The organism is Nonomuraea sp. NPDC049269 (assembly GCF_043197155.1).
GTDB lineage: Bacteria > Actinomycetota > Actinomycetes > Streptosporangiales > Streptosporangiaceae > Nonomuraea.
This window is the reverse complement of the sequence record NZ_JBICSO010000004.1, coordinates 21,816-42,812: the sequence shown is the minus strand read 5'-3', so window position 1 is coordinate 42,812 and position 20,997 is coordinate 21,816. Positions and strand designations below refer to the sequence as shown.

The following is a 20,997-nucleotide window of genomic DNA, read 5'->3' as shown; positions in this document are numbered from 1 at the left end:
AGCACCACGGCACGGCGGAGATGAACAGCAGGTCATGAGGCAATACGACTCATTCGTCGCTCTTGGTGACAGCTTTACCGAAGGACTGAACGACCCCGGCACCAACGGCCACTACCGCGGCTGGGCCGACCGGGTGGCCGAGCGGCTGGCGGCCGACAACCCGTCCTTCCGCTACGCGAACCTGGCCGTACGCGGCAGGCTGCTCGACCAGATCGTCACCGAGCAGGTGCCGATCGCCGTCGAGATGGCGCCCGACCTGGTCAGCCTGTGCGCGGGCGGCAACGACCTGCTCCGGCCGGGCAGCGACCCCGACCTGATGGCCAAGCGGCTCGCCCGCGCCGTGCGCGAGCTGCGGGCCAGCGGCGCCGACGTGCTGCTGTTCACCGGCGTCGACCCGCGCGACACACCGGTGATGCGGCGGCTGCGCGGCCGGTTCGCCATCTTCTACCTGCACATCCGCTCGATCGCCGACCTGTACGGCTGCCGGCTCGTCGACCAGTGGTCCATGCAGGGGCTGCGCGACTGGCGGGCGTGGAGCGAGGACCGGCTGCACATGAACCAGGACGGGCACCGGCTGGTGGCCGCCCGGGTCCTGGACGTGCTGGGCGTGCCGTTCGACGACTGGCAGAAGGCGTGGCCCGAGCGCACCCTCGACCCCCGCGCCAGGCGCCGCGAGGACGCCCAGTGGATCCGCGAGCACCTGGTGCCGTGGGTGTCCCGCCGCCTGCGCGGCGCCTCCTCCGGCGACGGCTTGGACCCCAAACGCCCCGACCTCACCCCGTGGACCCTCTGACCAGCCCGTACCTTAGGACGCCCTAGAGGCCGGACCACCCGCGAAAGCAGATCCGCCCGGACACCTGGCTGCACTGCGAGGACACGCCACACCGCGAGGAGGCCCCGCCGCGAGGGCGGGCGATCCCCAGGGGGCGGTCCTCCCGGGGCAGGACACAGGCGGGCGGGTCGTACACGAGGACGGGCCATTGTCCAGGGGGGCCGCGCCATGAGGGCGGCCCCACACACGAGTGCGAGCGCCGCCGCGAAGTCCGACCACACCGTGAGGGCGGGCCACACCGAGAGGACGCCACGCCGCAAAGGCGGGCCACCCAGGGGCCGCGCCGTAACGGCGGGTCGCATGCGATTGCGAGCCGCCGCGAAGTCGGGACACGCCGCGAAGGCGGGACACCCCGTGAGGGCGGACACCTCGAAGTCGAGCCACCCCGTGAGGGCGGACACCCCGAAGTCGGGTCACGCGCTGAAGGTGGGTCAGTCTTCTGTTGACAGGCGTTTGAGTGCCGCTCGCGGGATCGCCGGGTCCGTGGTGCGCCAGAACGGTGGCAGGGAGCCCAGCAGGAAGCTGCTGTAGCGGGCGGTGGCCAGGCGGGGGTCGAGGACGGCGATGACGCCCTTGTCGTGCTGGGCGCGCAGCAGCCGGCCGGCGCCCTGGGCGAGCAGCAGGGCGGCGTGGGTGGCGGCGACCGTCATGAAGCCGTTGCCGCCCTTGGCCGCCACGTGCCGCTGCCGGGCCGAGGTGAGCGGGTCGTCGGGGCGCGGGAACGGGACGCGGTCGATGATGACCAGGCGCAGCGACGGGCCGGGGACGTCGACGCCCTGCCACAGCGACAGCGTGCCGAACAGGCAGGTCGCCTCGTCCTCGGCGAACTGCTTGACCAGCAGCATCGTGGAGTCGTCGCCCTGGCAGAGCAGCGGTACGTCGAGCCGGTCGCGCAGCGCCTCGGTGGCTGCCTTGGCGGCCCGCATCGAGGAGAACAGGCCGAGCGTGCGCCCGCCCGCCGCCTCGATCAGCTCGGCGATCTCGTCGAGGTAGGCCTGGGGCAGCCCGTCACGGCCGGGCTGCGGCAGGTGCTTGGCGACGTACAGGATGCCCGCCCGTGGGTGGTCGAACGGGGAGCCGACGTCGATGCCCTGCCAGCCCTTGTCGCCCAGCCCCCACTGGCGGGCCAGGCCGTCGAAGGTGCCGCCGAGCGCCAGCGTGGCGGAGGTGAGGACCACCGTGCGGTCGCCGAAGAGCCGGTCGCGGAGCATGCCGCCGACGTTGAGCGGGGCCACCCGCAGCGCGGGCGGGCGGCGGTCGGTGGCGCCTTCCAGCCAGACCACCTCGGCGCGGTCCTCCTCCGAGGCGTGGCCGTAGGCCTCCAGCATGCGCACCGCCGTGTCGTGCACCTCGTCGAGCGCGGTGAAGGCGGCCTTGCGCTGGCCTGCCTTGTCCGGATCGTCCTTGTCGCCGCCGCGTGGGCCGAGCGCCGAGACACACCGCGCCGAGGTGTCGCGCAGCAGTGCCAGCGTGAGCCCGAGCACCTCGGGCAGCTCGTCGACGCGGCCGGGGGGAGCGGCGGCCAGCAGTGCCTTGAGGTCCTCGGACGCCTCCAGGAGCTGGTCGGCGATCGGCTGCTCGATGAGCCGGCCGACCCGGCGTACGGCGAGCGCGGCCGAGCTCTCCGACAGCTCGGCGGTCACCACCGAGGTCACCCGGTCGACCAGCTCGTGGGCCTCGTCGACGACCACCATGTCGTGCTCGGGCAGGAGCGGGATGTCGCCCATCGCGTCGATCGCCAGCAGCGCGTGGTTGGTGACGACCACGTCGACCTCGCCGGCCCGGCTCCTGGCCATCTCGGCGAAGCACTCGGCGCCGCTCGGGCAGCGGGTGGCCCCCAGGCATTCCTGGGCGCTCACCGAGAACTGCCGCCACGCCTGCTCGTTGACCCCGGGCACCAGCTCGTCGCGGTCGCCCGTCTCGGTCTCCTCGGCCCATTCCTGGATGCGCTGGACCATCCGGCCCGTCGCGCCGACCTCGCGCGGGTCGAAGAGCTGGTCCTGCTCGTCGTCCTCGGGCCAGCCGGCCGTCGCCTTGTAGCGGCACAGGTAGTTGCGGCGGCCCTTGAGGATGGCGAACGTCGGCTCGTGCGGCAGCTCCTTGCCGAGCGCCTCGGCCAGCCTCGGCAGGTCGCGGTCCACGAGCTGCCGCTGGAGCGCGATCGTGGCCGTGGAGATGACCACCGGTTTGTCGGCCGCCATGGAGTGCCTGATCGACGGCACCAGATAGGCGAGCGACTTGCCGGTGCCCGTGCCCGCCTGGACCGCCAGATGCTCCTCATCGTCGATGGCCCGCTGCACGGCCTGCACCATCGTGATCTGGCCCCGTCTTTCGCTCCCTCCGAGAGCGTTGACCGCGATGCTGAGCAGTTCTTCGGCTGGGGGCAGATGGGAGTCCGGCACGGCAGTAAACGGTACCGGCAATCGGGGGTCGACGCGCCGAACGCGGTGTGATCGTGTGGACGCATCCCGGCGTTCCCGGTCGGCTCAGGTGGCTCGCGTGGCACACTGGACGATCGGAACTCCAACTGGTCCCAAAGATCTACCATAGAAGGGGCCAATGGGGTACGAGCTCAGGTGGGGAAAGCCGGTTCAGTAGGGTTTACCGGGGTTGAGTGGACGGATAAAGGCTGGTTAAAGCAGTATGTCTGCCATGTCGGAAGTTGTCCCGTTGCCGTCGTTCGGCGAAGTGTTCTTCGATGCCCGAGGTCAGGAGCGGTGCCTCCGGGTCACGTGGCATGAGGGCACCTTGGTGCTCAGCCTGTGGCGAGGTGAGATGTGCACCGCCAGCTTCCGCATGCCGATGGACGATGTCGGCCGGTTGCTCGACACCCTCGACGACGGGTTCGCCGAAGCCACGGGTGAGCAGCCCGCCGTGCCCGCGCACGACCCGGGCACCGAGGTGATCCCCGGCACCGGCCAGTACCAACGGCCGCACCAGAGCTCCCCGCCGCCGCATGACGAGCGGCCCACGGCCGCCCTGTCTCCCAACGACGTCCTGGTGGCCAGGGGCACCCCGCCGCCGCCGGACAAGCTGGTGGCCTCCTACCCCGAGACGACCGGGGCGCGCGACCCCCATGGCCAGCAGTACGGCGAGCGGGCGTCCTTCGGCGCCCCGCAGTACGGCCAGCCGAATCCGCGCGAGCCGTTCACCGGCCCCCAGTACACCGAGCCCGAGGCGCCCGAGCCCTTCACCGGCCCGCAGTACGCCGTCCCCGGCGCCCCGGAGCCCTACAACGGCCCCCAGTACACCGGAGACCCGTTCACCGGCCCCCAGCAGTACGCGCAGCCGGCGCAGGACCCAGGCGAGCCCGTCTACCAGATGCCGGGTGAGCGCCGCCGTCAGGCGCCCACGTCCACCGACCCGCTCGGCTTCCCCTCCCAGACCGCCCAGCCGAACCGGCAGCAGCCCGACCCCTTCCCCCAGCAGCCGGCTCACGACCCCTACAGCCAGCGCGGATACCAGCCGCAACAGCCGCCCCCGGCGGCGCTGCCGGACTCGGGTGCCGCCGGGCTCGGCACCCCGATGCACGGCATTCCCGGCGCGGGAAGGCGCCAGGAGCCCATCACCTACCGCGAGAAGTACCCGCAGGTGCCCTACCCGTCCACGGACGGCTTCCCGGCCTACCAGACCCCGCCCAACCCGGTCGACCCGCTGTTCTCGATGGGCAGCAACCAGCAGCAGGTCCCGCCGTACCAGGCGGACCTGTCGCGCCCCTACGTGGGCGACCCGATGTTCTCCACCGGCGAGCGGCTCCGTCCCGACCAGGAGTACGACGACGACAGGGACCGCCGCAGGGAGTGGTGAGCCGGCACACCTTCAGGAGCGGTACGCTGCGATCGCGTGCCCGTGCCGACGTGGAGGAGCGCCGTGAACACCACCATGGGCCTGCAACTGCTGCTGATGGCGGCAGGAGCGGTCGCGGTCTCCGCCGTCGCCCGCCGCAAGGGCTGGCCGGCGCCGCTGCTGCTGGTGGCCGCCGGGCTGCTGGTCTCGCCGCTGGTGCCGGGCGTGCCGCTCGACCCCGACCTTGTGCTGTACGTGTTCCTGCCGCCGCTGCTCTACTCGGCCGCGCTCGACAGCTCCTACCTGCGCCTGCGTGACGTCAAGCGGGCCGTGGCGCTGCTGTCGGTCGGGCTGGTGCTGTTCACCACTGCCGTCATCGGGCTGGTCGTCCACCTGCTGCTGCCGGAGCTGTCGCTGGCGGCGGCGTTCGCGCTGGGCGCCATCATCGCGCCGCCCGACGCCGTGGCCGCCGTCGCGGTCGGCAGGCGGCTCGGCCTGCCGCGCCGGGCGCTGACGATCCTCATCGGCGAGAGCCTGTTCAACGACGCGACCGCGCTGACCCTCTACCGCGTGGCGATCGGCGCGGCCGTGGGCGGCACGGTGGACCTGCTCGAAGGCGTCGGCGAGTTCCTCTACTCGGCGGCGGTCGGGGTGGCGATCGGGCTGGCGCTGGCGTTCCTGTTCGCCTGGGTGTTCCGGCACACCCGTGACTCGCTGGTCGAGAACACGCTGATGCTGCTGATCCCGTTCGCCGCCTACTTGGCGGCCGAGTCGGTGCACGCCTCGGGCGTCATCGCGGTGGTGATCGTCGGACTGTATCTCGGCAACCAGATGCACCAGCGGGGGTTCGGCACCCGGCTGGTGTCCGACGCGGTGTGGAAGGTGACCGACTTCTTCCTGGAGGCGATCGTCTTCGCGCTGATCGGCCTGCAACTGGTCACCGTGATCAAGGGGATCGGGGGCGGCGGCTACGGCGCGTGGGAGGTCGCGCTGTACGCGGGCGTGGTGTTCCTGGTGACCGTGCTGGCGAGGTTCGTCTGGATGTTCCCCGTCACGTACATGACCAGGCTGTTCAGAAGGAACGAGCCGGGGCCCGCGGTCTCCCATGTCGTGATCATCAGCTGGGCGGGCATGCGCGGGGTCGTCTCGCTCGCCGCCGCCTTCGCCATCCCGGTCGGCACGCCCAACAGGGACATCCTGCTCTTCCTCACGTTCACCACGGTGATCGGCACGCTGCTCGTCCAGGGCACGACGTTCCCCATGTTGATCAGGCGGCTGCGCGTGTCGAGCGATCAGGAGCAGTATGAGGACCGGCTGGCCGAGGCGTCGGCGCAGCAGGCCGCGCTCGCCGCGGGCCTGGAGGTGCTCGACCGCCTGGCCGAGGCCGAAGGCGAGCCCGACGAGATCCAGAAGCAGGTCATCGATCAGCTCAAGGAGAAGTCGTGGCGGCGCTCGCTGACGGCGTGGGAGCGCCTGGGCGGCGGCACCGCCCAGGGCGGCGCCGAGACGCCCAGCTCCCTCTATCGCCGGCTGCGCCGCGAGATGCTGCAGACCGAGCGCGAGACGTTCGTCCGGCTACGCGACGAACGCCGGCTCGACGACGAGGTGCTCCGCGAGGTGATGGCCGAGCTCGACTTCGAGGAGGCCATCCTGGAGCGTTAACCCATCGCGTTGTCGACGAAGCACCACTTCCACGCCTCGCCGGGCTCGAACGACTGCATCACCGGGTGGGAGGTGCCATGGAAGTGCTTGGTGGCGTGTTTGCTGGGCGAGGAGTCGCAACACCCGATATGACCGCACTCCAGGCAGCGGCGCAGGTGCACCCAGCGGCCACCGGCGGCCAGGCACTCCTCGCAGCCTTCGGGCGTGCGTGGAGGCGGGTCGCCTGCCTTGAGAAGATGCTCACACGTTGTCATGGGGAAATCCTAGAACGCCGGCCGTGTCCCCGTGTGCCCGGACTCCTTGCCGCCGGATGACAAGCCGGGGGCGCGAATCCGTTGGGTAGGGTCCCCAGTATGCGTCGCCTCAAAAGCCGGTTCGTGCCCCTCGCAGCCTTCGCCATGTTCGTGCTCGCCGCCGGATGCGGTGAGGTCAACAACACCATCGACAAGGCTCAGTCCTGCCTGGAGGCCCCGAAGATCGTCACCGAGCTGGGCGCCAAGATCACCCAGCTCAAGGACGACCCCAAGGCCATGGAGAAGGCCCTCGACGACAGCGCCGCCAAGCTCAACGAGGTGGCCGACAAGGCCGCCAACACCACCCTCAAGGAGGCTTCGGACGACCTGGCCAAGACGCTGAGCGGCATCGACGTCAAGGACGTCAACGGCGCCGTCGACGCGGTCCAGAAGGTCGGCACCGAGACCGCCACCTACCTGAAGACGGTCGCCCAGGCCTGCGGCGGCTAACCCCGGCTTCTCTAGGGGGAATATGTGCAAACTAGCGTCGTTCGTATGGAGCCTGACCCGCGTTTCACCCTTGCGAATGAACGCACGTTCCTCACGTGGTTGAGCACCGCGCTGGCACTCAGCGCGGGTGGGGTGGCCATGGCCGCGCTCCCTGACGGTCTGTTCATCCCATGGGTGCGCACCGCTCTGGCCGTCGTCCTGGTCACCCTCTCCGCGCTGGCGGCGGGCATGGCCTACCCGCGCTGGCGCAACATCCAGCGCGCGCTGCGCGAGCGGGCGCCGCTGCCGCCACCCGCCCTGGCCGCCGTCTTCGGGTACGGCGTGGCGGCGGTCGCGGTGATCGCCCTGGTGGTCATCGTCATGGGGGCCTGATCCGGCCGTGTCCGACGAGATCTGGGACCCCGGGCTGCAGAGCGAGCGGACCCGCCTGGCCTGGGTACGCACCGCCGTGGCCCTGTCGTCCGGCGGCCTGGGCGCGATGGGCCTGTCGGCGCGGCATGGGCTGCCCCTCGGCGTCATCGCCGCGTTCGTGCCGGCCGCGTTCTGCGGTGCCGCGCTGCTGCTCAGGACCGGGATCCGGTTCCGTCGCGTCCAGGAGGCGCTGCACGGCGGCAGGTCCGTGGACGCCGGGCTCGACGCGTTGTTCGCCTGGCTCGGCACGCTCAGCGTGGTGGGCGGAGCGCTCGCGTTCGTGCTGGCTCTCGCGTAAGCGGTTGCGATTTTCCGACAAATAGGACGACACTCAAAGGAGGGGGTGACTCATGGAAGAAGAGATCAGGAGTCTGCCGTTCGAGTGTCAAGAGTGCTGGTACGTGTGGGAAGAGGAATACCACGTCAGGCACTTCGACGATCGCCACGGCAATGAGCGCGAGATCTGGTTGCGCTGCGGTGTGCCGGTCCCACCGCCTTCGTCGGGGGCGCTCTGCCCCAAGTGCGGCTGCCAGCACGTCACGATGTTCCCGGCAGGCTACCTCAGACGGCATCCGGAGCTGATGTCTCCGGCCGAGCCCGCGCCGCCCGACGCGACGCCGCTGCTCAGTCCGGTTCAGAGACGGGTTTACCCTCTCTAACCTGACAGTAGGTGAGCATTTCATAGCCCTGAGTGTCATAGTGCCGTCTTGTCCGGGTCACGGGTGGGGCGGACACTCGAAATCGGATGGCGGTACCTGACCGGGGGTGGTCCTGGTGCGCGAAGGGTTCAATACCCAGGAGACATGGCCTTTCGAGTGCATGCGCTGTTTGCATGTCTGGGAGGAAGAGTACGTCGTCAGGCATCTGACCGACGACTACGGCAACCAGGTCAAGATCTGGTTGCGAGGCAGTGTGACCGTACAGCCGCCAGGGTCGGACACGTGCTGTCCGGGCTGCGGGGCGTACCACGTCACCTCGTTCCCGACGGGATACCTCTCACGTCACCCCGAGCTGGTGCCCATGCCGGCGCCGGCGCCGGAGCCCGTGGCGGAGCTGCCCGCCGCGCGAGACGTGGTGGTGCGGGCGCCCATGGCGCGGGCGGCCCTCCCCGGACGGCTGCTGCTGGCGGTCGGGCTGCCCGTGGCGCTGTTCGTGGGCTACGAGCTGTACGAGAACATGACGCGCGTGGTGCACCCGCGCTGACGGCCGACTTCGGGCGCCCGCCGCCGATTGCCGCGAGCGCCCGAGGCTGTTAGCTGAGGCTGTCCAGCCAGGCCTGGTGCAGGCCGGCGAAGCGGCCGGAGGCGGCGATGAGCCGGTCCGGCGAGCCGTCCTCGACGATCTCGCCCCGCTCCATGACCAGCACCCGGTCGGCGATCTCCACGGTCGACAGCCGGTGCGCGATGATCAGCGCCGTCCGGTCGGCGAGGATCGTGCGCAGCGCCCGCTGCACCAGCCGTTCGCTCGGCACGTCGAGGCTGGAGGTCGCCTCGTCGAGGATGAGCACCGCGGGGTCGGCCAGGAACGCCCTGGCGAACGCCACCAGCTGGCGCTGACCGGCCGACATGCGCCCGCCCCGCTGGCCCACCTCGGTGTCGTAGCCGTCGGGCAGCGCGGAGATGAACTCGTGCGCGCCGATCGCCTTGGCCGCCTCGCGCACCTCGCGGTCGGACGCGCCGGGGCGGCCGAACCTGACGTTGTCGGCGACCGTACCGCTGAACAGGAAGTTCTCCTGCGTCACCATGACCACGGCCTTGCGCAGCGTCGGCTCGTCGAGCTCGCGCAGATCGACGCCGTCGAGCAGGACGCGGCCGGCGGTCGGGTCGTAGAAGCGGGAGATCAGCTTGGCCAGCGTCGTCTTGCCCGCGCCGGTCGAGCCGACCAGCGCGACACTCTGCCCGGCCGGGATCGTCAGATCCAGCCCCGGCAGGATCGGCCGCTCCTCCACGTAGGCGAACCTGACGCCCTCGAACTTGACCTTGCCGCGGGCCTTGGGCAGCGCCTGTGGCTCGCGCGGCTCCGGCACGGCCGGCTCCTCCTCCAGCACGCCCGACAGCTTCTCCAGCGCGGCACCCGCCGACTGGAGCGTGTTGTAGAACTGGCTGATCTCCTGCATCGGCTCGTAGAACTGGCGCAGGTAGAGCAGGAAGGCCGCCAGCACGCCGACCGTGACCTCGCCGTGCAGCGCCAGCCAGCCGCCGTAGACCAGCACGCCCGCCACGGTCACGTTGCCGATCAGCTTGATGCCCGGCATGAACACCGCGATGAGGTGCATGCTGCTGGCGTTGGCGCCGCGGTAGTCGTCGTTGAGCTGCTTGAAGATCTCCTGGTTCCGCGGCTCCCGGCGGAACGCCTGCACGGCGCGGATGCCGGTCATCGACTCCACGAAGTGCACGATGACCAGCGCCACCGTCTCCCTGGTACGCCGGTAGACGATCGCCGACTGACGGCGGAACCACCGGGTGAACAGCAGCAGCAGCGGCAGCGGGATCAGCGCCACCAGCCCTAGGTGGACGTCGAGCACCAGCAGCAGCGCGGCCGTGCCGAACATGGTGAGCACGGCGGTGACCAGGCCGTCGAAGCCCGACTGCAGCAGCTCGGCGATGGCGTCGATGTCGGAGGTGAGCCGCGAGATGACCCGGCCGGAGGTGTACTTCTCGTGGAAGCTCAGCGACAGCCGCTGGAAGTGGTCGAACACCCGTCTGCGCAGCTCCAGCAGGATGTTCTGGCCGATGCGGCCCGACAGCTGCAGGAACACCTGCCGGGTGAGGGCCTGCGTCACCGCCGCCGCCAGGATCACCCCGACGACGGTCAGCAGCGTGCCGGGGCCGGTGCCCTTGAGCATCGGCGGGATGCCCGCGTCGATGCCGACCTTCACCAGGTAGGGGATCGCCAGGCCGGCCAGGTTGGACACGATGATGATGCCGGTGAGCAGGGCGATCGCCTTGCGGTGCGGGGTGAGCAGGTCGCCGAGCAGTCTGCGGGAGCGCTCCCGCAGTAAGACCGTCACCGTCTCGGACAAATCATCCTGATTCTCGGAGGCGACACCCCGCCAGTCGGCCGCGTTCGGGGTCGTGGTGGTCGTCATCGGAGTGCTCCTTCCGAGGGGTCGAAGTCGGCGTCCTGGGCGAGCAGCTCACGGTATTCGGGCACCTCGTCGAGCAGGTCGTGGTGCCGCCCGACGTGCGTGATCGTGCCGTCCCTGAGCAGCGCCACCTTGTCGGCCAGGAGGACCGTGGAGGCGCGGTGGGCGACCACGATGCCGGTCGCCTCGCGCAGCACGTGACGCAGCGCCTCCTCCACCAGCGCCTCCGTCTCGACGTCGAGCGCGGACAGCGTGTCGTCGAGGACCAGGACGCGCGGCTTGCTCAGCACGGCCCGCGCCAGCGCCAGGCGCTGCCGCTGGCCGCCGGACAGGGACATCCCCTGCTCGCCGATCCGGGTGTCGAGGCCCCAGGGCAGGTCGTACACGAACATGGCCTGGGCGGTGCGGATGGCGTCGTTGAGCTCCTCCTCGGTGGCGTCGTGGCGGCCGAGCGTGAGGTTCTCGCGCACGCTCATCGAGAACAGCGTCGGCTCCTCGAACGCCGTGGCCACCACCTCGCGAAGCGCGGGCAGCGACAGGTCGCGCACGTCGTGTCCGTCGATCGTGACCCGCCCCGCTGTGGGGTCGATCAACCGGGGTACGAGCGAGGTCATCGTCGTCTTGCCCGAGCCGGTCGCGCCGACGATGGCGACCGTCTCGCCCGGCCGTACTTCAAGCCATACGTCACGCAGCACCGGCTGGTCGGCGCCGGGGAAGCGGAACTCCACGCCCTCGAAGCGCAGGTGGCCGCGCGGCCGCTCGATCGAGTCGGTGCCGCCCTCGATGGCCGGGACCGTGTCCATGACCTCCATGACGCGGTCGGCGGAGGTCATCGCCTCCTGGGCCATCGCCAGGATGTAGCCGAGGCTGGCGATCGGCCAGACGAGCTGCAGCATCAGCGTGGTGAAGGCGACCAGTGTGCCCAGTGTCATCGAGCCGCTCCCCACGGCCAGCGCGCCGAGCAGCAGGACCAGGGCGAGGGTGAAGTTGGGGATCATCTCGAGGAAGGTGAAGAAGCGGGCGGACAGCCGTACCTTGTCCATCGAGGTGCCGTAGACCTTGCGTGCCGTGTCGTCGAACTGGTCGAACACGTGGTGCCGGCGGCCGAACGCCTTGATCGTCCGGATGCCGATCGCCGACTCCTCGACGACCGTGGCGAGGTCTCCCTGCTGGTCCTGCACCTGGCGGGAGATCCTGATGTACTTCTTCTCGAAACTCAGCGACGTCAGCACGATCGGCACCGCCGACGCGGCCACCAGCAGCCCGAGCGGCCAGTACATGTTCAGCAGCAGCACCGTCACGGTGGTCAGCTGCAGGATGTTCATGACCAGGAAGAGCATGCCGAAGCCGAGGAAGCGGCGGATCGTGGACAGGTCGGTGGTGGCCCGCGAGAGCAGCTGGCCCGACTGCCAGTCGCCGTGGAAGCCCATCGGCAGGCGCTGCAGGTGCGCGTAGAGGTCGTCGCGGATCTGGGTCTCCAGCCCGAGGACCGGGCCGGTCTGCGTCCAGCGCCTGAAGAAGATCAGGAACGCTTCGAGCACGCCCACGCCCAGGGCGATGAGCCCGAGGGGGAGCAGGGCACCGGAATCGCCGTGGAGCACGGGCCCGTCGACGACCTCCTTGCCCACGAGAGGCAGGGCGATGCTCGCCCCGATGCCGATGATCGCGGCCAGCCAGATGAAGACCAACCTGAGGACGTAGGGGCGGAGATAGGGCTTCATCCGCCACAGGGCGTTGGAGGTGAGTGGCTTGGAGATGGGCAGGGGACGGCGAGGAGAACGCGTATCGGGAGGCATCCCATCCAGGCTAATACGTCGGATCAACCGATTTTCTTGCAGGTACCGCCTGCTCCGTGCCCCCAAAGCGGAACAGTTTTCCAACCACACAGCCCATTGAGAGGCCAGGTCCAAGGGCTGTGGGGTGATAAATCCGGATGCGTCCGGGGCCGTCGATCGGGTTGACTGCCTCGCATGATCTCGTCGCGGCAGGTGTCGGTGAGCGGCTACGCGGGCGAGCGGGATCTGCGGGCGATGCAGGAGCTGAGCAGCCGCCTGTGGTCCCCGGGCGCCCGCTGGCACGTCGGCGATCTGGCCTGGGGCCGCTTCCAGCACACCGGCAGGGAGCCGGAGTGGCCGACGCGGCTGTGGCGGGCGGGGGAGCGGACGGTCGCCTGGGGCTGGATCGAGCTGCCCGACCATCTCAACCTGGCGGTCGATCCGGCGTACGACGGGCTGGCCGGGGAGGTGCTGGACTGGTTCGCCGCGACGGCGCCCGACGTACGGCGGTCGGTGAGCGTGCTCGACTCCGAGCCGCACCTTCTGGCGGCGCTCGACCGGCACGGCTACCGGGACGCCGGTGATGTGCCGTTCTTCGTCCAGCTCGCCCACGACCTGCGAGACCTCGCCGAGCCGGATGCGCCGCCCGGATACCGGCTCAGGACCGTGGGGGAGGCCGACGTGCCCGGCCGGGTAGCCGCGCACCGGGCCGCGTTCCACCCCTCGCGAGTGACCGAGGAGAGCTACCGGGTCGTACGGGCCGCCTGGCCGTACCGGGCGGATCTGGACTGGATCGTCGAAGCGCCAGGCGGGGAGGTGGCCGCGTACTGCCTGGTCTGGCTGGACGAGGCCAGGCAGGCGGCGGTGATAGAACCGGTGGGCACCGTCCCGGGACACCGGCGGCGCGGGCTCGCGCGCGCCGCCTGCCTGGCGGCCCTGCACGCGGCCCGGAACGCGGGCGCGACACGGGCCGTGGTCGGGCCGCGTGGCGACGCCGCCTACCCGGCCCCGGCGCGGCTGTATCGCGGCCTCGGCTTCCGCGACGTCGCCAGAAGCCGCCTTCTGTGCTCCCGACCGCGTTGAGGCACGCGAATCCTAGAAGGGGTACGTGGGTGGCTCGCCGCGCATGGTGACCCAGCGGGTCTCGGTGAACGCCTCGATGTTGGCGGCGGCGCCGCCGAAACGGGCTCCCGTGCCGGAGGCGCCGATGCCGCCGAACGGGCTGTTGGCCTCGTCGCTGACCGTCTGGTCGTTGATGTGCACGATGCCGGTCGGGATGCGGTCGGCCAGGGCCAGGCCCTTCATCACGTCCCGGGTGACGATCCCCAGCGACAGCCCGTACTCGGTGGCGGTGGCCAGCCGTACGGCCTCCTCCACGCCGGAGAACCGGGTGACCGGCGCGACGGGCCCGAAGATCTCCTCGGTGAAGGCGGGCGCGTCCGGCGTCACCTCCGACAGCACGGTGGCCGGGTAGAACAGCCCGTCGTAGGTGCCACCCGCGGCGAGCTTCGCGCCGGCGTCCACGCTCGCGGTGACCACCCGGTGGATCCGGTCGCGCTGCCCGGCGTCGATCAGCGGGCCGAGCGCGACCTCCTGGCCGGCCGGGTCGCCGACCGGCAGGTTCGCGGCCTTGGTGGCGAGCCGTTCCACGAAGTCGTCGTAGACGCGCTCGTGCACCAGGTGCCGTCCGGTCGTCATGCAGATCTGGCCCTGGTGGAAGAACGTGCCGAACGCGGCGAGGTTGGCGGCCTGGTCCACGTCGGCGTCGTCGAGGACGATCAGCGCCGAGTTGCCGCCGAGCTCCAGGTGCGCCCGCTTGAGGTGCCGGCCGGCCAGCTCGCCCACCCGGCGCCCCGCGGCGGTCGAGCCGGTGAAGGAGATGACGCGCACCAGCGGGTGCGTCACCATCGCCTCGCCCACGTCGGTGCCGCCGGGCAGCATCTGGAAGACTCCCGGCGGCAGGCCCGCCTCCTCCAGGACGCGGGCGATCGTCACGCCGCCGGTCACGGCGGTCCTGGGGTCGGGCTTGAGGATGACCGCGTTGCCCAGGGCCAGCGCGGGCGCGACCGAGCGGATCCCCAGGATGATCGGCACGTTGAACGGCGAGATGACCCCGACGACGCCGACGGGCATCCGCCTGGCCATCGACAGGCGCGGCTCCTCGCTCGGCAGCAGCTCCCCGTAGGACCGGCTGGGCAGGCTCGCCGCCTCGTAGCACTCCTGCTCGGCGACGTGCACGGCGAACCCGGCCATGGCGGGCACCGCGCCGACCTCGCGGACGTTCCACCAGGTGATCTCTTCGGCGTGCTCGGCCCAGAGCCGCGCCGCGCGCCGCAGCACGGCCGCGCGCCGGGGGTGCGGGGTGGCGGCCCATTCGCGCTGCGCCTCGGCCGCGCTCTCGGCGGCTCTGCCGAGGTCGGCCGCGTCGGCCAGGCCGGCCTGCCCGAGCACGGATCCCGTCGCGGGCTCGGTCACGTCGATCGTGCCGCCGCTGCCGGGGGACCAGGCCCCGGCGACGAAGATCCGGCCCTGCCAGGTTGCTGAGTCGAGGAACACCTGCGCCCCCTTCGCTCGCGGACAAGGGCCGAATGTAGTTCGGAGGTGGGGCGCAATCAATACGGCGTTTCAGCTACTGGAACACAAATTTCCGCCGCGGAAGCCGAGCCCGCTGGAGATCTCTCCGGCGGTACGGCGCAGCGGCCCCTCCAGGCGGCCCACGACCGAGTCGACGGGGACGTTCCAGGTCGTCAGGTGGACCGCGATGTTGATGGCCGCCACGACGTTGCCCGACCTGTCGCGCACCGGCGCCGCCAGGGACCGCAGCCCCGGGGCGAGCTCCTCGTCGTTGACCGCGATGCCGCTCTGCCGTACCCGCTCCAGGGCGGCGACGAGCTGCTCGCGCGCGGTGATGGTACGGGGGCCGCGCCGGGCGAAGTCGGTACGGTCGAGCAGCGCGCGCAGCGCGGCGGGCTCGCGGAAGGCGAGCAGGACCTTGCCCATCGAGGTGCAGTAGGCCGGCAGCCGCGAGCCGACGTGCAGGTTGAGATCGACCGCGAACCCGCCGCCGCCCCTGCCGCTGCGCCGCCGCTCCACGTAGACGATGTCGGGCCCGTCGAGCACGGCCATGCTGGCGGCGTAGCCGGTCTCGTCGGACAGGGCCTGGAGGTGGCGGGCGGCGACCCGGGTGATCTCCATCGAGTTGATCGCGGCGAAGCCGAGGTCGACGACCCGCGGCCCCAGCGAGTATTTCTTCGTCTCGGGGTCCTGCTGGACGTAGCCGAGCTTGGCCAGCGTGGCTACGTAGCGGTAGGTCGTGCTCTTGTTCAGGCCGGCCGAACGGGCCAGGTCGGCGATGCCGAGGATCGGCCGTGCCTCGCTGAACGTCGAGAGGATCAGCAGCCCGCGCTCCAGCGACTGGGAGGTCATGCCTCAAGCGTTTCATATGCTCGAACGCTGCGTTGACTTGTGGCACGGCGGGCGCAGGTCCCGTTACTGCCGGTCGGATACCGTCTGGAAGACTCGGCCCCGTGACCCTGGCGGTACGGCACTACATCGACGGGCGCTGGTCCGACTCAGGCACCGGGCGGCGATACGACAAGCACAACCCGTGGACGGGCGCCGTCCTGGCCGAGGTCGCCGCGGGCGACGCCGAGGACGCCCGGCACGGTGTCGAGGCGGCGCACGCCGCGTTCGCCTCCTGGTCGGCGACGTCGCCGACGGACCGGCAGCGCGTCCTGCTCCGCGCCGCCGACGTCGTCGAGCGGCGGACCGAGGAGATCGCCGGGCTCCTGACGGCCGAGATCGGCTGCACCCGGCAGGTCGCCATGATGCACATCGGCTTCTGCACCTCCCTGCTGCGCCAGGCGTCCGGGCTGGCCCACGGCCCGATCGGGCAGATCATGCCGTCGGACGTCCCCGGCACCCGCGCGTACGCCATCAGAGGGCCGGTCGGCGTGGTCGCCGCCATCGCGCCGTGGAACGCGTCGCTGGTCCTGGCCGCGCGGGCCATCGTGGGGCCGATGGCGCTGGGCAACACCGTGGTGCTGAAGCCCTCCGAGGAGTCACCGCTGACCGGTGGCGCGCTGTGGGCGGAGGTGTTCGCCGAGGCCGGACTGCCTGCCGGGGTGCTCAACGTGGTCACCCACGCGCCCGGCGACGCCGGCGCCATCGCCGAGGAGCTGATCGGCCACCCGCACGTCCGCCGCGTCAACTTCACCGGCTCGACCGTCACCGGCCGGCGGCTGGCCGAGGCGGCCGGGCGGCACCTCAAGCGCATCGTGCTGCAGCTCAGCGGCCACAACCCGCTGATCGTGCTGGCCGACGCCGACCTCGGCTACGCGGTGAACGCCGCCGCCTACGGCGCCTTCGTCCACCAGGGGCAGGTGTGCATGTGCGCCCGCCGCATCTACGTCGAGCGGGCGATCGCCGGTGAGTTCACCGAACGGTTCGCCGCCAAGGCGGCCACGCTGCCGATGGGCGACCCGGCCGAGCCGCGCACGGTCATCGGCCCGCTGATCAACAAGTGGGCGCTCTCGCTCGTCACCCGCCGTGTCGAGGAGGCCGTCGCGATGGGCGCCGGCCTGCTCGCGGGCGGTACGCCCGAGCCACCGTGCTACCCGGCCACCGTACTCACCGGAGTGCCGGCGGGCGCCGAGCTCGCCTTCGACGAGACCTTCGGTCCCGTCGTCATCCTCGACGTCGTCGAGGACGCGGACGAGGCGGTACGGCGGGCGAACGAGTCCCGCTTCGGCCTGACCGCGGCCGTGTTGACCGGGCAGCCGAGCCGGGGACTGGAGATCGCCCGGCGGCTGGAGGCGGGGATCGTGCACATCAACGACCAGCCGGTCAACGACGAGCCGCAGATGCCGTTCGGCGGGGTCAAGGACAGCGGCTGGGGGCGCTTCGGCGTGGGCTTCGCCGCCGAGGACTTCACCGAGCTGCAGTGGGTGACCTCCCGCGACACCCCACGGCCCTTCGCCTTCTGACTTTCAGACCGGGGTGACCGCCTAGACGGCCGGATTCCGGGCATTTGTTGGGGTCTTGCGTGAAGAAGGAGCCCTCGATGAAGAGTTCGGAGAAGACGGTGACCGCGGCGGGGAAGGCGGGGCGGGAGGCGCGGACCGCCGCCAGGAGGGCGGCCCGGCATCCGGCGCTGAACCGGCTCACCAGGGTCGGGCTGGCCTGCCGCGGTGTCCTGTACGCCCTGATCGGGGTACTGGCCGTGCAGATCGCGCTCGAAGGAGGGGGCCAGGAGGCGGACAAGGCGGGAGCGATCTCGACGGTGGCGCGGTGGCCGTTCGGGGAAGTGGTGTTGTGGGTGATGGTGGCGGGGTTCGTCGCGCTGACGCTCTGGCAGTTTTCGGAGGCGCTGCTCGGCGGTCCCGGAGTGGCGGACCGGCTCGCCTCGGCCGGCCGGGGCGCCGTGTACGTGCTGATCTGCAGCACGCTGCTGAGCGTGCTGCTGGCCGGGAAGACCTCCTCCGACGACGAGAAGTCGCGCGACGCGACGGAGGCGCTGCTCGGTCTGCCGGGCGGCCCGTTCCTCGTGGGCGCCATCGGACTGGGCCTCGTCGCGCTCGGCGTCCACTGGGTGCGTGAGGGCGTCACGAAGGGCTTCCGTGAGGAGCTGAACCTCGGCCAGATGTCCCGGCGAGCCCGCTCCGTCATGGACAAGCTCGGGCTCGCCGGGTACGTCGCCCGTGGGGTCATCGCCGGCTTGGCCGGGGTCTTCGTCGTCCAGGCGGCGATCACGTACGACCCGGACAAGGCGGGCGGCCTGGACGCGACGCTCAGAGCCTTCGCCGACACCCCCGCGGGGCCCTGGCTGCTGGTGACGGTCGCCTTGGGGCTGGTGTTGTTCGCGGGATACTGCTTCGGCGAGTCACGCTGGCGCCGCGTCCACTGATGGCGAGGCGAGTTACCTGGGCGCCGCGTCCATGAGACGGGTCACGCGGGCGTCGCGTCCACGAGGTTCGTCACGCGGGCGTCGCGTCCGCTGACGGGCGGGAGCGGAGCAGGCCGGCGTGCCGGCGGATGTCGGTCGTGGCCGCGTCCAGTTTCTCCTCGTCGGGGAGCGTGGTGTTGCCCTCGTACGTGACCCCCTCCGGCACCTCGCCCGACCCGACCGGGTCGGCGTCCCAGAAGTTGCCCCGGTAGACGACGTTCTCCAGCGGCGGCGACACCTGCAGGACGGCCGTGTTGTCGGCGCCCGCGACCACGTTGTCCTCGACGGTCACCCACGCGGCGCCGTAGTCGGTGTAGAGGCCGAAGTTGTACGGCGTGCGGGTGTCCTTGATGACGTTGCCCCGGATCACCGCGCCGTTCTCGTACGAGTCGCCCTGCGGGCCCGACAGGTAGACGCCGCCGCCGTCGGCCAGCACCAGCATCGTGCCGGCGGTGAGGTTGCGCAGGATGCGGGTGCCCTGGGCGGGCCCGGCCACGATGCCGCAATGGGGCACGTCCCCGACCTGGTTGTGGGCGACCGTGCAGCCCTTGGTGCCCATCAGCGCGACGCCGGGGGAGCCGGCGAACTCCAGACCGGTGTGGTGGATCCAGTTGTCCTCGACCAGGGCGTTCTCGGTCCCGGTGACGGAGACGGCGGTGGCCGAGAGCGTGTCGAAGTCGCACCCGCGCACGCTGACGTCCGCGCCGCCGGTGAGCCCCAGCCCGGCGGCGCCCATCCGGGTGAAGCGGCAGCGCTCGATCTCCACGCGTACGCCGCCCTCGACCACCACGCACGCGGGGATCGTGGCCGACTCGCGCGGAACCGTCACCCACGCCTGCCCCTCGACCAGCGACACCTTGTCGACGGGGCCGCCCTCGTAGTAGCCGCTGCCGTGGTAGTGCGGGAAGCCTTCCGCCCGGCCGGGCCGCAGCCAGGTGGCGTCGGCGAAGACCAGGCCGCGGAAGGACACGTCGCTCGTGCCGGTGGCCCGCAGCAGCGTCTCCAGAACCGGGGCGACCACCCGCGTACGGTCCGGGGCCTCTCCCGGAAGGGGTAGGTAGCGCAGGACGTGGTGGCCGGGCAGTGAGCGGTCCAGGACGAAGGTGCCGGGCTCGGTGAGGAAGGTGGCGTCGTTCTCGATCCGGGTCGGCAGGCCGGGTCCGCGTGAGACGTTGCCTTCCCAGGCGTAGTTGTAGAGGTCGAGGGCCCGCTCGAAGCCGGGCTGGGCCATGGTGATCGCGGTCCGCCCGTCATGGCCGGTGACCGTGGCGACGCCGAAGCGGGCCTCGGTCCACGGGTAGACGCCGCGGTAGACGAACTCGACGTCGCCGGGGCTGTGCCAGGTCCCGGGGACCGCGCTGTCGGTCTCGTAGCCGGTCTCCGTCATGGTCGCGGTGCCGGGCAGGCCGTCCATGGCGGCGCGCTCGGACCTGCGGCCGTCGACGTACAGCTGGCGCGTGTCCAGCTCGCCCACCTCGGCCAGCCAGACGCCGTCCTCGACCCGCCAGCCGGTGATCTCCCGCCCGCCGCTGACGACGACCTCCTCCTGCTCGGCGGTCCCGTAGCCGAAGGCCTCGTAGACGACCCGGTGACCGTCACGGCCGGAGTCGGCCTCGGTGAGCTCGAACGGCGTGGTCAGCACGTGGGTCCCGGCCCGTAACCGGATGACGACGTCTCCGCCCGCGTCCCGGGCGGCGTCCCGGGCGCGGTGCAGGCCGGCGAACGGGCGCTCCGCAGTGCCGGGCCAGGAGTCACTGCCCGAAGGATCGACATGGAACTCGGTCATGATGCACCGCCTTTGCTGTTTATGATGTACACAGTGTTTTATACCATAAACAAGGGAGGCGCCAATGACCAGAGGCGGCACGGATGATTCCGACGACGGGGTGGAGCTGCTGTGGCAGGACGGCGACGGCGAGCCACGACCGGGGCTGAGCCTGAGCCGGATCGTCCGGGCCGCGATCGAGCTGGCGGACGCCGACGGGCTGGAGGGCCTGTCGATGCGCAAGGTCGCCGAACGGCTCGGGTTCACCACGATGTCGCTCTACCGCCACGTGCCCGGCCGCGACCGCCTGCTCGACCTCATGCGCGACGCCGTCATCGGCCTCCCGGGCACGATCCCGCCCGAAGGGGCCACCCCGGGGCAGGCCGGCGAGGCGGCCGAGGCGGGAGGGTGGCGGGCGCGGCTGGAGGCGTGCGCGCGTGAAGGGTGGGAGCTGCGTAAACGGCACCCCTGGGTGGCCGAGGTGCGGGGCACCCGCCGGGTGCCGGGTCCCAACGCCGTCGCCCATTACGAGTACATGCTGAGCGCCGTCTCCGGCACCGGCCTCACGCCCGCGGAGATGATCGCCGTCGTCGGGCTCGTCGCCCGGTTCGTCGACTCCGAGGCCGTACGGCTGGCGGAGGTGGCGCGGACCGAGCGGCTCAGCGGGGTGAGCGAGGAGGAGTGGTGGGGCGCTCGCGACACGCTCTACGCGCGCCTCGACCGCTACCCGACCCTCTCCTACCTGTGGGAGGCGGGGGGCTATGACGAGCCGGAGGACCCGTTCGAGTTCGGGCTGCGCCGGGTGCTGGACGGCATCGAGGTGCTGGTGCGAGAGCGTGATGAAACGCGTGATGAAAGCTGTCAGGTGTGTGGCGCCCCGGTCGAACGGGCCGCTTCGGGACGGCCGCGCGCGTACTGCTCGCGGGCCTGCCAGCAGCGCGCCTACCGCGAGCGCAGATCCGGGGTCACGCGTGGTCGAGAAGGTTCATGACGG

19 protein-coding genes are annotated in these 20,997 nt (G+C 71.2%); 12 read left to right on the top strand and 7 right to left on the bottom strand.

The features are described 5' to 3' along the window. Positions 1-34 precede the first annotated feature (34 nt). Complete coding sequence (locus ACGFNP_RS22750; protein WP_358313941.1) at positions 35-793, top strand: SGNH/GDSL hydrolase family protein; 759 nt, start codon at positions 35-37, stop codon at positions 791-793. A 470-nt stretch (positions 794-1,263) separates the two neighbouring features. On the opposite strand, the gene ACGFNP_RS22745 is transcribed toward ACGFNP_RS22750, so the two are convergent. After that, complete coding sequence (locus tag ACGFNP_RS22745; protein WP_358313939.1) at positions 1,264-3,234, bottom strand: ATP-dependent DNA helicase; 1,971 nt, start codon at positions 3,232-3,234, stop codon at positions 1,264-1,266. A gap of 250 nt (positions 3,235-3,484) precedes the next feature. Here ACGFNP_RS22745 and ACGFNP_RS22740 point away from each other — a divergent pair, with 250 nt between their 5' ends. Both ACGFNP_RS22740 and ACGFNP_RS22735 read left to right on the top strand, forming a co-directional pair. Further along, positions 3,485-4,639, top strand: a complete 1,155-nt coding sequence (locus tag ACGFNP_RS22740) for a hypothetical protein (RefSeq protein ID WP_393321671.1) — start codon at positions 3,485-3,487, stop codon at positions 4,637-4,639. A gap of 63 nt (positions 4,640-4,702) precedes the next feature. Then, a complete protein-coding gene (locus ACGFNP_RS22735) occupies positions 4,703-6,280 on the top strand; it encodes a Na+/H+ antiporter (protein WP_393321668.1) in 1,578 nt (525 codons plus the stop codon). On the opposite strand, the gene ACGFNP_RS22730 is transcribed toward ACGFNP_RS22735, so the two are convergent. Next, entirely contained in the window at positions 6,277-6,534 is a 258-nt protein-coding gene (locus ACGFNP_RS22730) for a UBP-type zinc finger domain-containing protein (RefSeq protein WP_358313933.1), read from the bottom strand. The genes ACGFNP_RS22735 and ACGFNP_RS22730 overlap by 4 nt on opposite strands. Positions 6,535-6,633: 99 nt before the next feature. On the opposite strand from ACGFNP_RS22730, the gene ACGFNP_RS22725 reads away from it, so the two are divergent. The 5 genes from ACGFNP_RS22725 (at position 6,634) to ACGFNP_RS22705 (ending at position 8,637) form a co-directional block, all read left to right on the top strand. Further along, positions 6,634-7,023, top strand: coding sequence for a hypothetical protein (locus tag ACGFNP_RS22725; RefSeq protein WP_358313931.1), 390 nt, complete (start codon positions 6,634-6,636; stop codon positions 7,021-7,023). 45 nt (positions 7,024-7,068) lie between these two features. Then, a complete protein-coding gene (locus ACGFNP_RS22720) occupies positions 7,069-7,395 on the top strand; it encodes a DUF202 domain-containing protein (protein WP_358313928.1) in 327 nt (108 codons plus the stop codon). 7 nt (positions 7,396-7,402) lie between these two features. Further along, entirely contained in the window at positions 7,403-7,732 is a 330-nt protein-coding gene (locus ACGFNP_RS22715) for a DUF202 domain-containing protein (protein WP_358313925.1), read from the top strand. A gap of 52 nt (positions 7,733-7,784) precedes the next feature. Beyond that, positions 7,785-8,093: a hypothetical protein gene (locus ACGFNP_RS22710; RefSeq protein ID WP_358313923.1), complete on the top strand. Its 309-nt coding sequence runs from the start codon at positions 7,785-7,787 to the stop codon at positions 8,091-8,093. A 160-nt stretch (positions 8,094-8,253) separates the two neighbouring features. Continuing rightward, complete coding sequence (locus ACGFNP_RS22705) at positions 8,254-8,637, top strand: hypothetical protein (RefSeq protein WP_393321662.1); 384 nt, start codon at positions 8,254-8,256, stop codon at positions 8,635-8,637. Between the two features lie 49 nt (positions 8,638-8,686). Here the strand turns inward: ACGFNP_RS22705 and ACGFNP_RS22700 are convergent, their stop codons facing one another. Together ACGFNP_RS22700 and ACGFNP_RS22695 are read right to left on the bottom strand one after the other, a co-directional pair. Further along, a complete protein-coding gene (locus ACGFNP_RS22700; RefSeq protein WP_358313917.1) occupies positions 8,687-10,522 on the bottom strand; it encodes an ABC transporter ATP-binding protein in 1,836 nt (611 codons plus the stop codon). Then, the gene (locus ACGFNP_RS22695; protein WP_393321658.1) at positions 10,519-12,315 is read right to left on the bottom strand and encodes an ABC transporter ATP-binding protein; all 1,797 of its coding nucleotides are present in this window, start codon (positions 12,313-12,315) and stop codon (positions 10,519-10,521) included. The genes ACGFNP_RS22700 and ACGFNP_RS22695 overlap by 4 nt, the downstream gene beginning before the upstream one ends. Before the next feature lie 174 nt (positions 12,316-12,489). Between ACGFNP_RS22695 and ACGFNP_RS22690 the strand changes: the two genes are divergently transcribed. Further along, a complete protein-coding gene (locus tag ACGFNP_RS22690) occupies positions 12,490-13,377 on the top strand; it encodes a GNAT family N-acetyltransferase (RefSeq protein ID WP_393321655.1) in 888 nt (295 codons plus the stop codon). A 12-nt stretch (positions 13,378-13,389) separates the two neighbouring features. On the opposite strand, the gene ACGFNP_RS22685 is transcribed toward ACGFNP_RS22690, so the two are convergent. After that, the gene (locus ACGFNP_RS22685; RefSeq protein WP_393321652.1) at positions 13,390-14,850 is read right to left on the bottom strand and encodes a benzaldehyde dehydrogenase; all 1,461 of its coding nucleotides are present in this window, start codon (positions 14,848-14,850) and stop codon (positions 13,390-13,392) included. Between the two features lie 69 nt (positions 14,851-14,919). Continuing rightward, the gene (locus ACGFNP_RS22680; protein WP_358313906.1) at positions 14,920-15,720 is read right to left on the bottom strand and encodes an IclR family transcriptional regulator; all 801 of its coding nucleotides are present in this window, start codon (positions 15,718-15,720) and stop codon (positions 14,920-14,922) included. Between the two features lie 101 nt (positions 15,721-15,821). On the opposite strand from ACGFNP_RS22680, the gene ACGFNP_RS22675 reads away from it, so the two are divergent. Beyond that, complete coding sequence (locus tag ACGFNP_RS22675) at positions 15,822-17,279, top strand: aldehyde dehydrogenase family protein (protein WP_393321648.1); 1,458 nt, start codon at positions 15,822-15,824, stop codon at positions 17,277-17,279. Positions 17,280-17,356: 77 nt separating this feature from the next. Further along, positions 17,357-18,199, top strand: a complete 843-nt coding sequence (locus ACGFNP_RS22670; RefSeq protein ID WP_358313900.1) for a DUF1206 domain-containing protein — start codon at positions 17,357-17,359, stop codon at positions 18,197-18,199. A 70-nt stretch (positions 18,200-18,269) separates the two neighbouring features. On the opposite strand, the gene ACGFNP_RS22665 is transcribed toward ACGFNP_RS22670, so the two are convergent. After that, positions 18,270-20,024: a right-handed parallel beta-helix repeat-containing protein gene (locus ACGFNP_RS22665; protein ID WP_393321644.1), complete on the bottom strand. Its 1,755-nt coding sequence runs from the start codon at positions 20,022-20,024 to the stop codon at positions 18,270-18,272. A 64-nt stretch (positions 20,025-20,088) separates the two neighbouring features. On the opposite strand from ACGFNP_RS22665, the gene ACGFNP_RS22660 reads away from it, so the two are divergent. After that, a complete protein-coding gene (locus ACGFNP_RS22660; protein ID WP_393321641.1) occupies positions 20,089-20,994 on the top strand; it encodes a TetR/AcrR family transcriptional regulator in 906 nt (301 codons plus the stop codon). Positions 20,995-20,997: the final 3 nt, after the last annotated feature.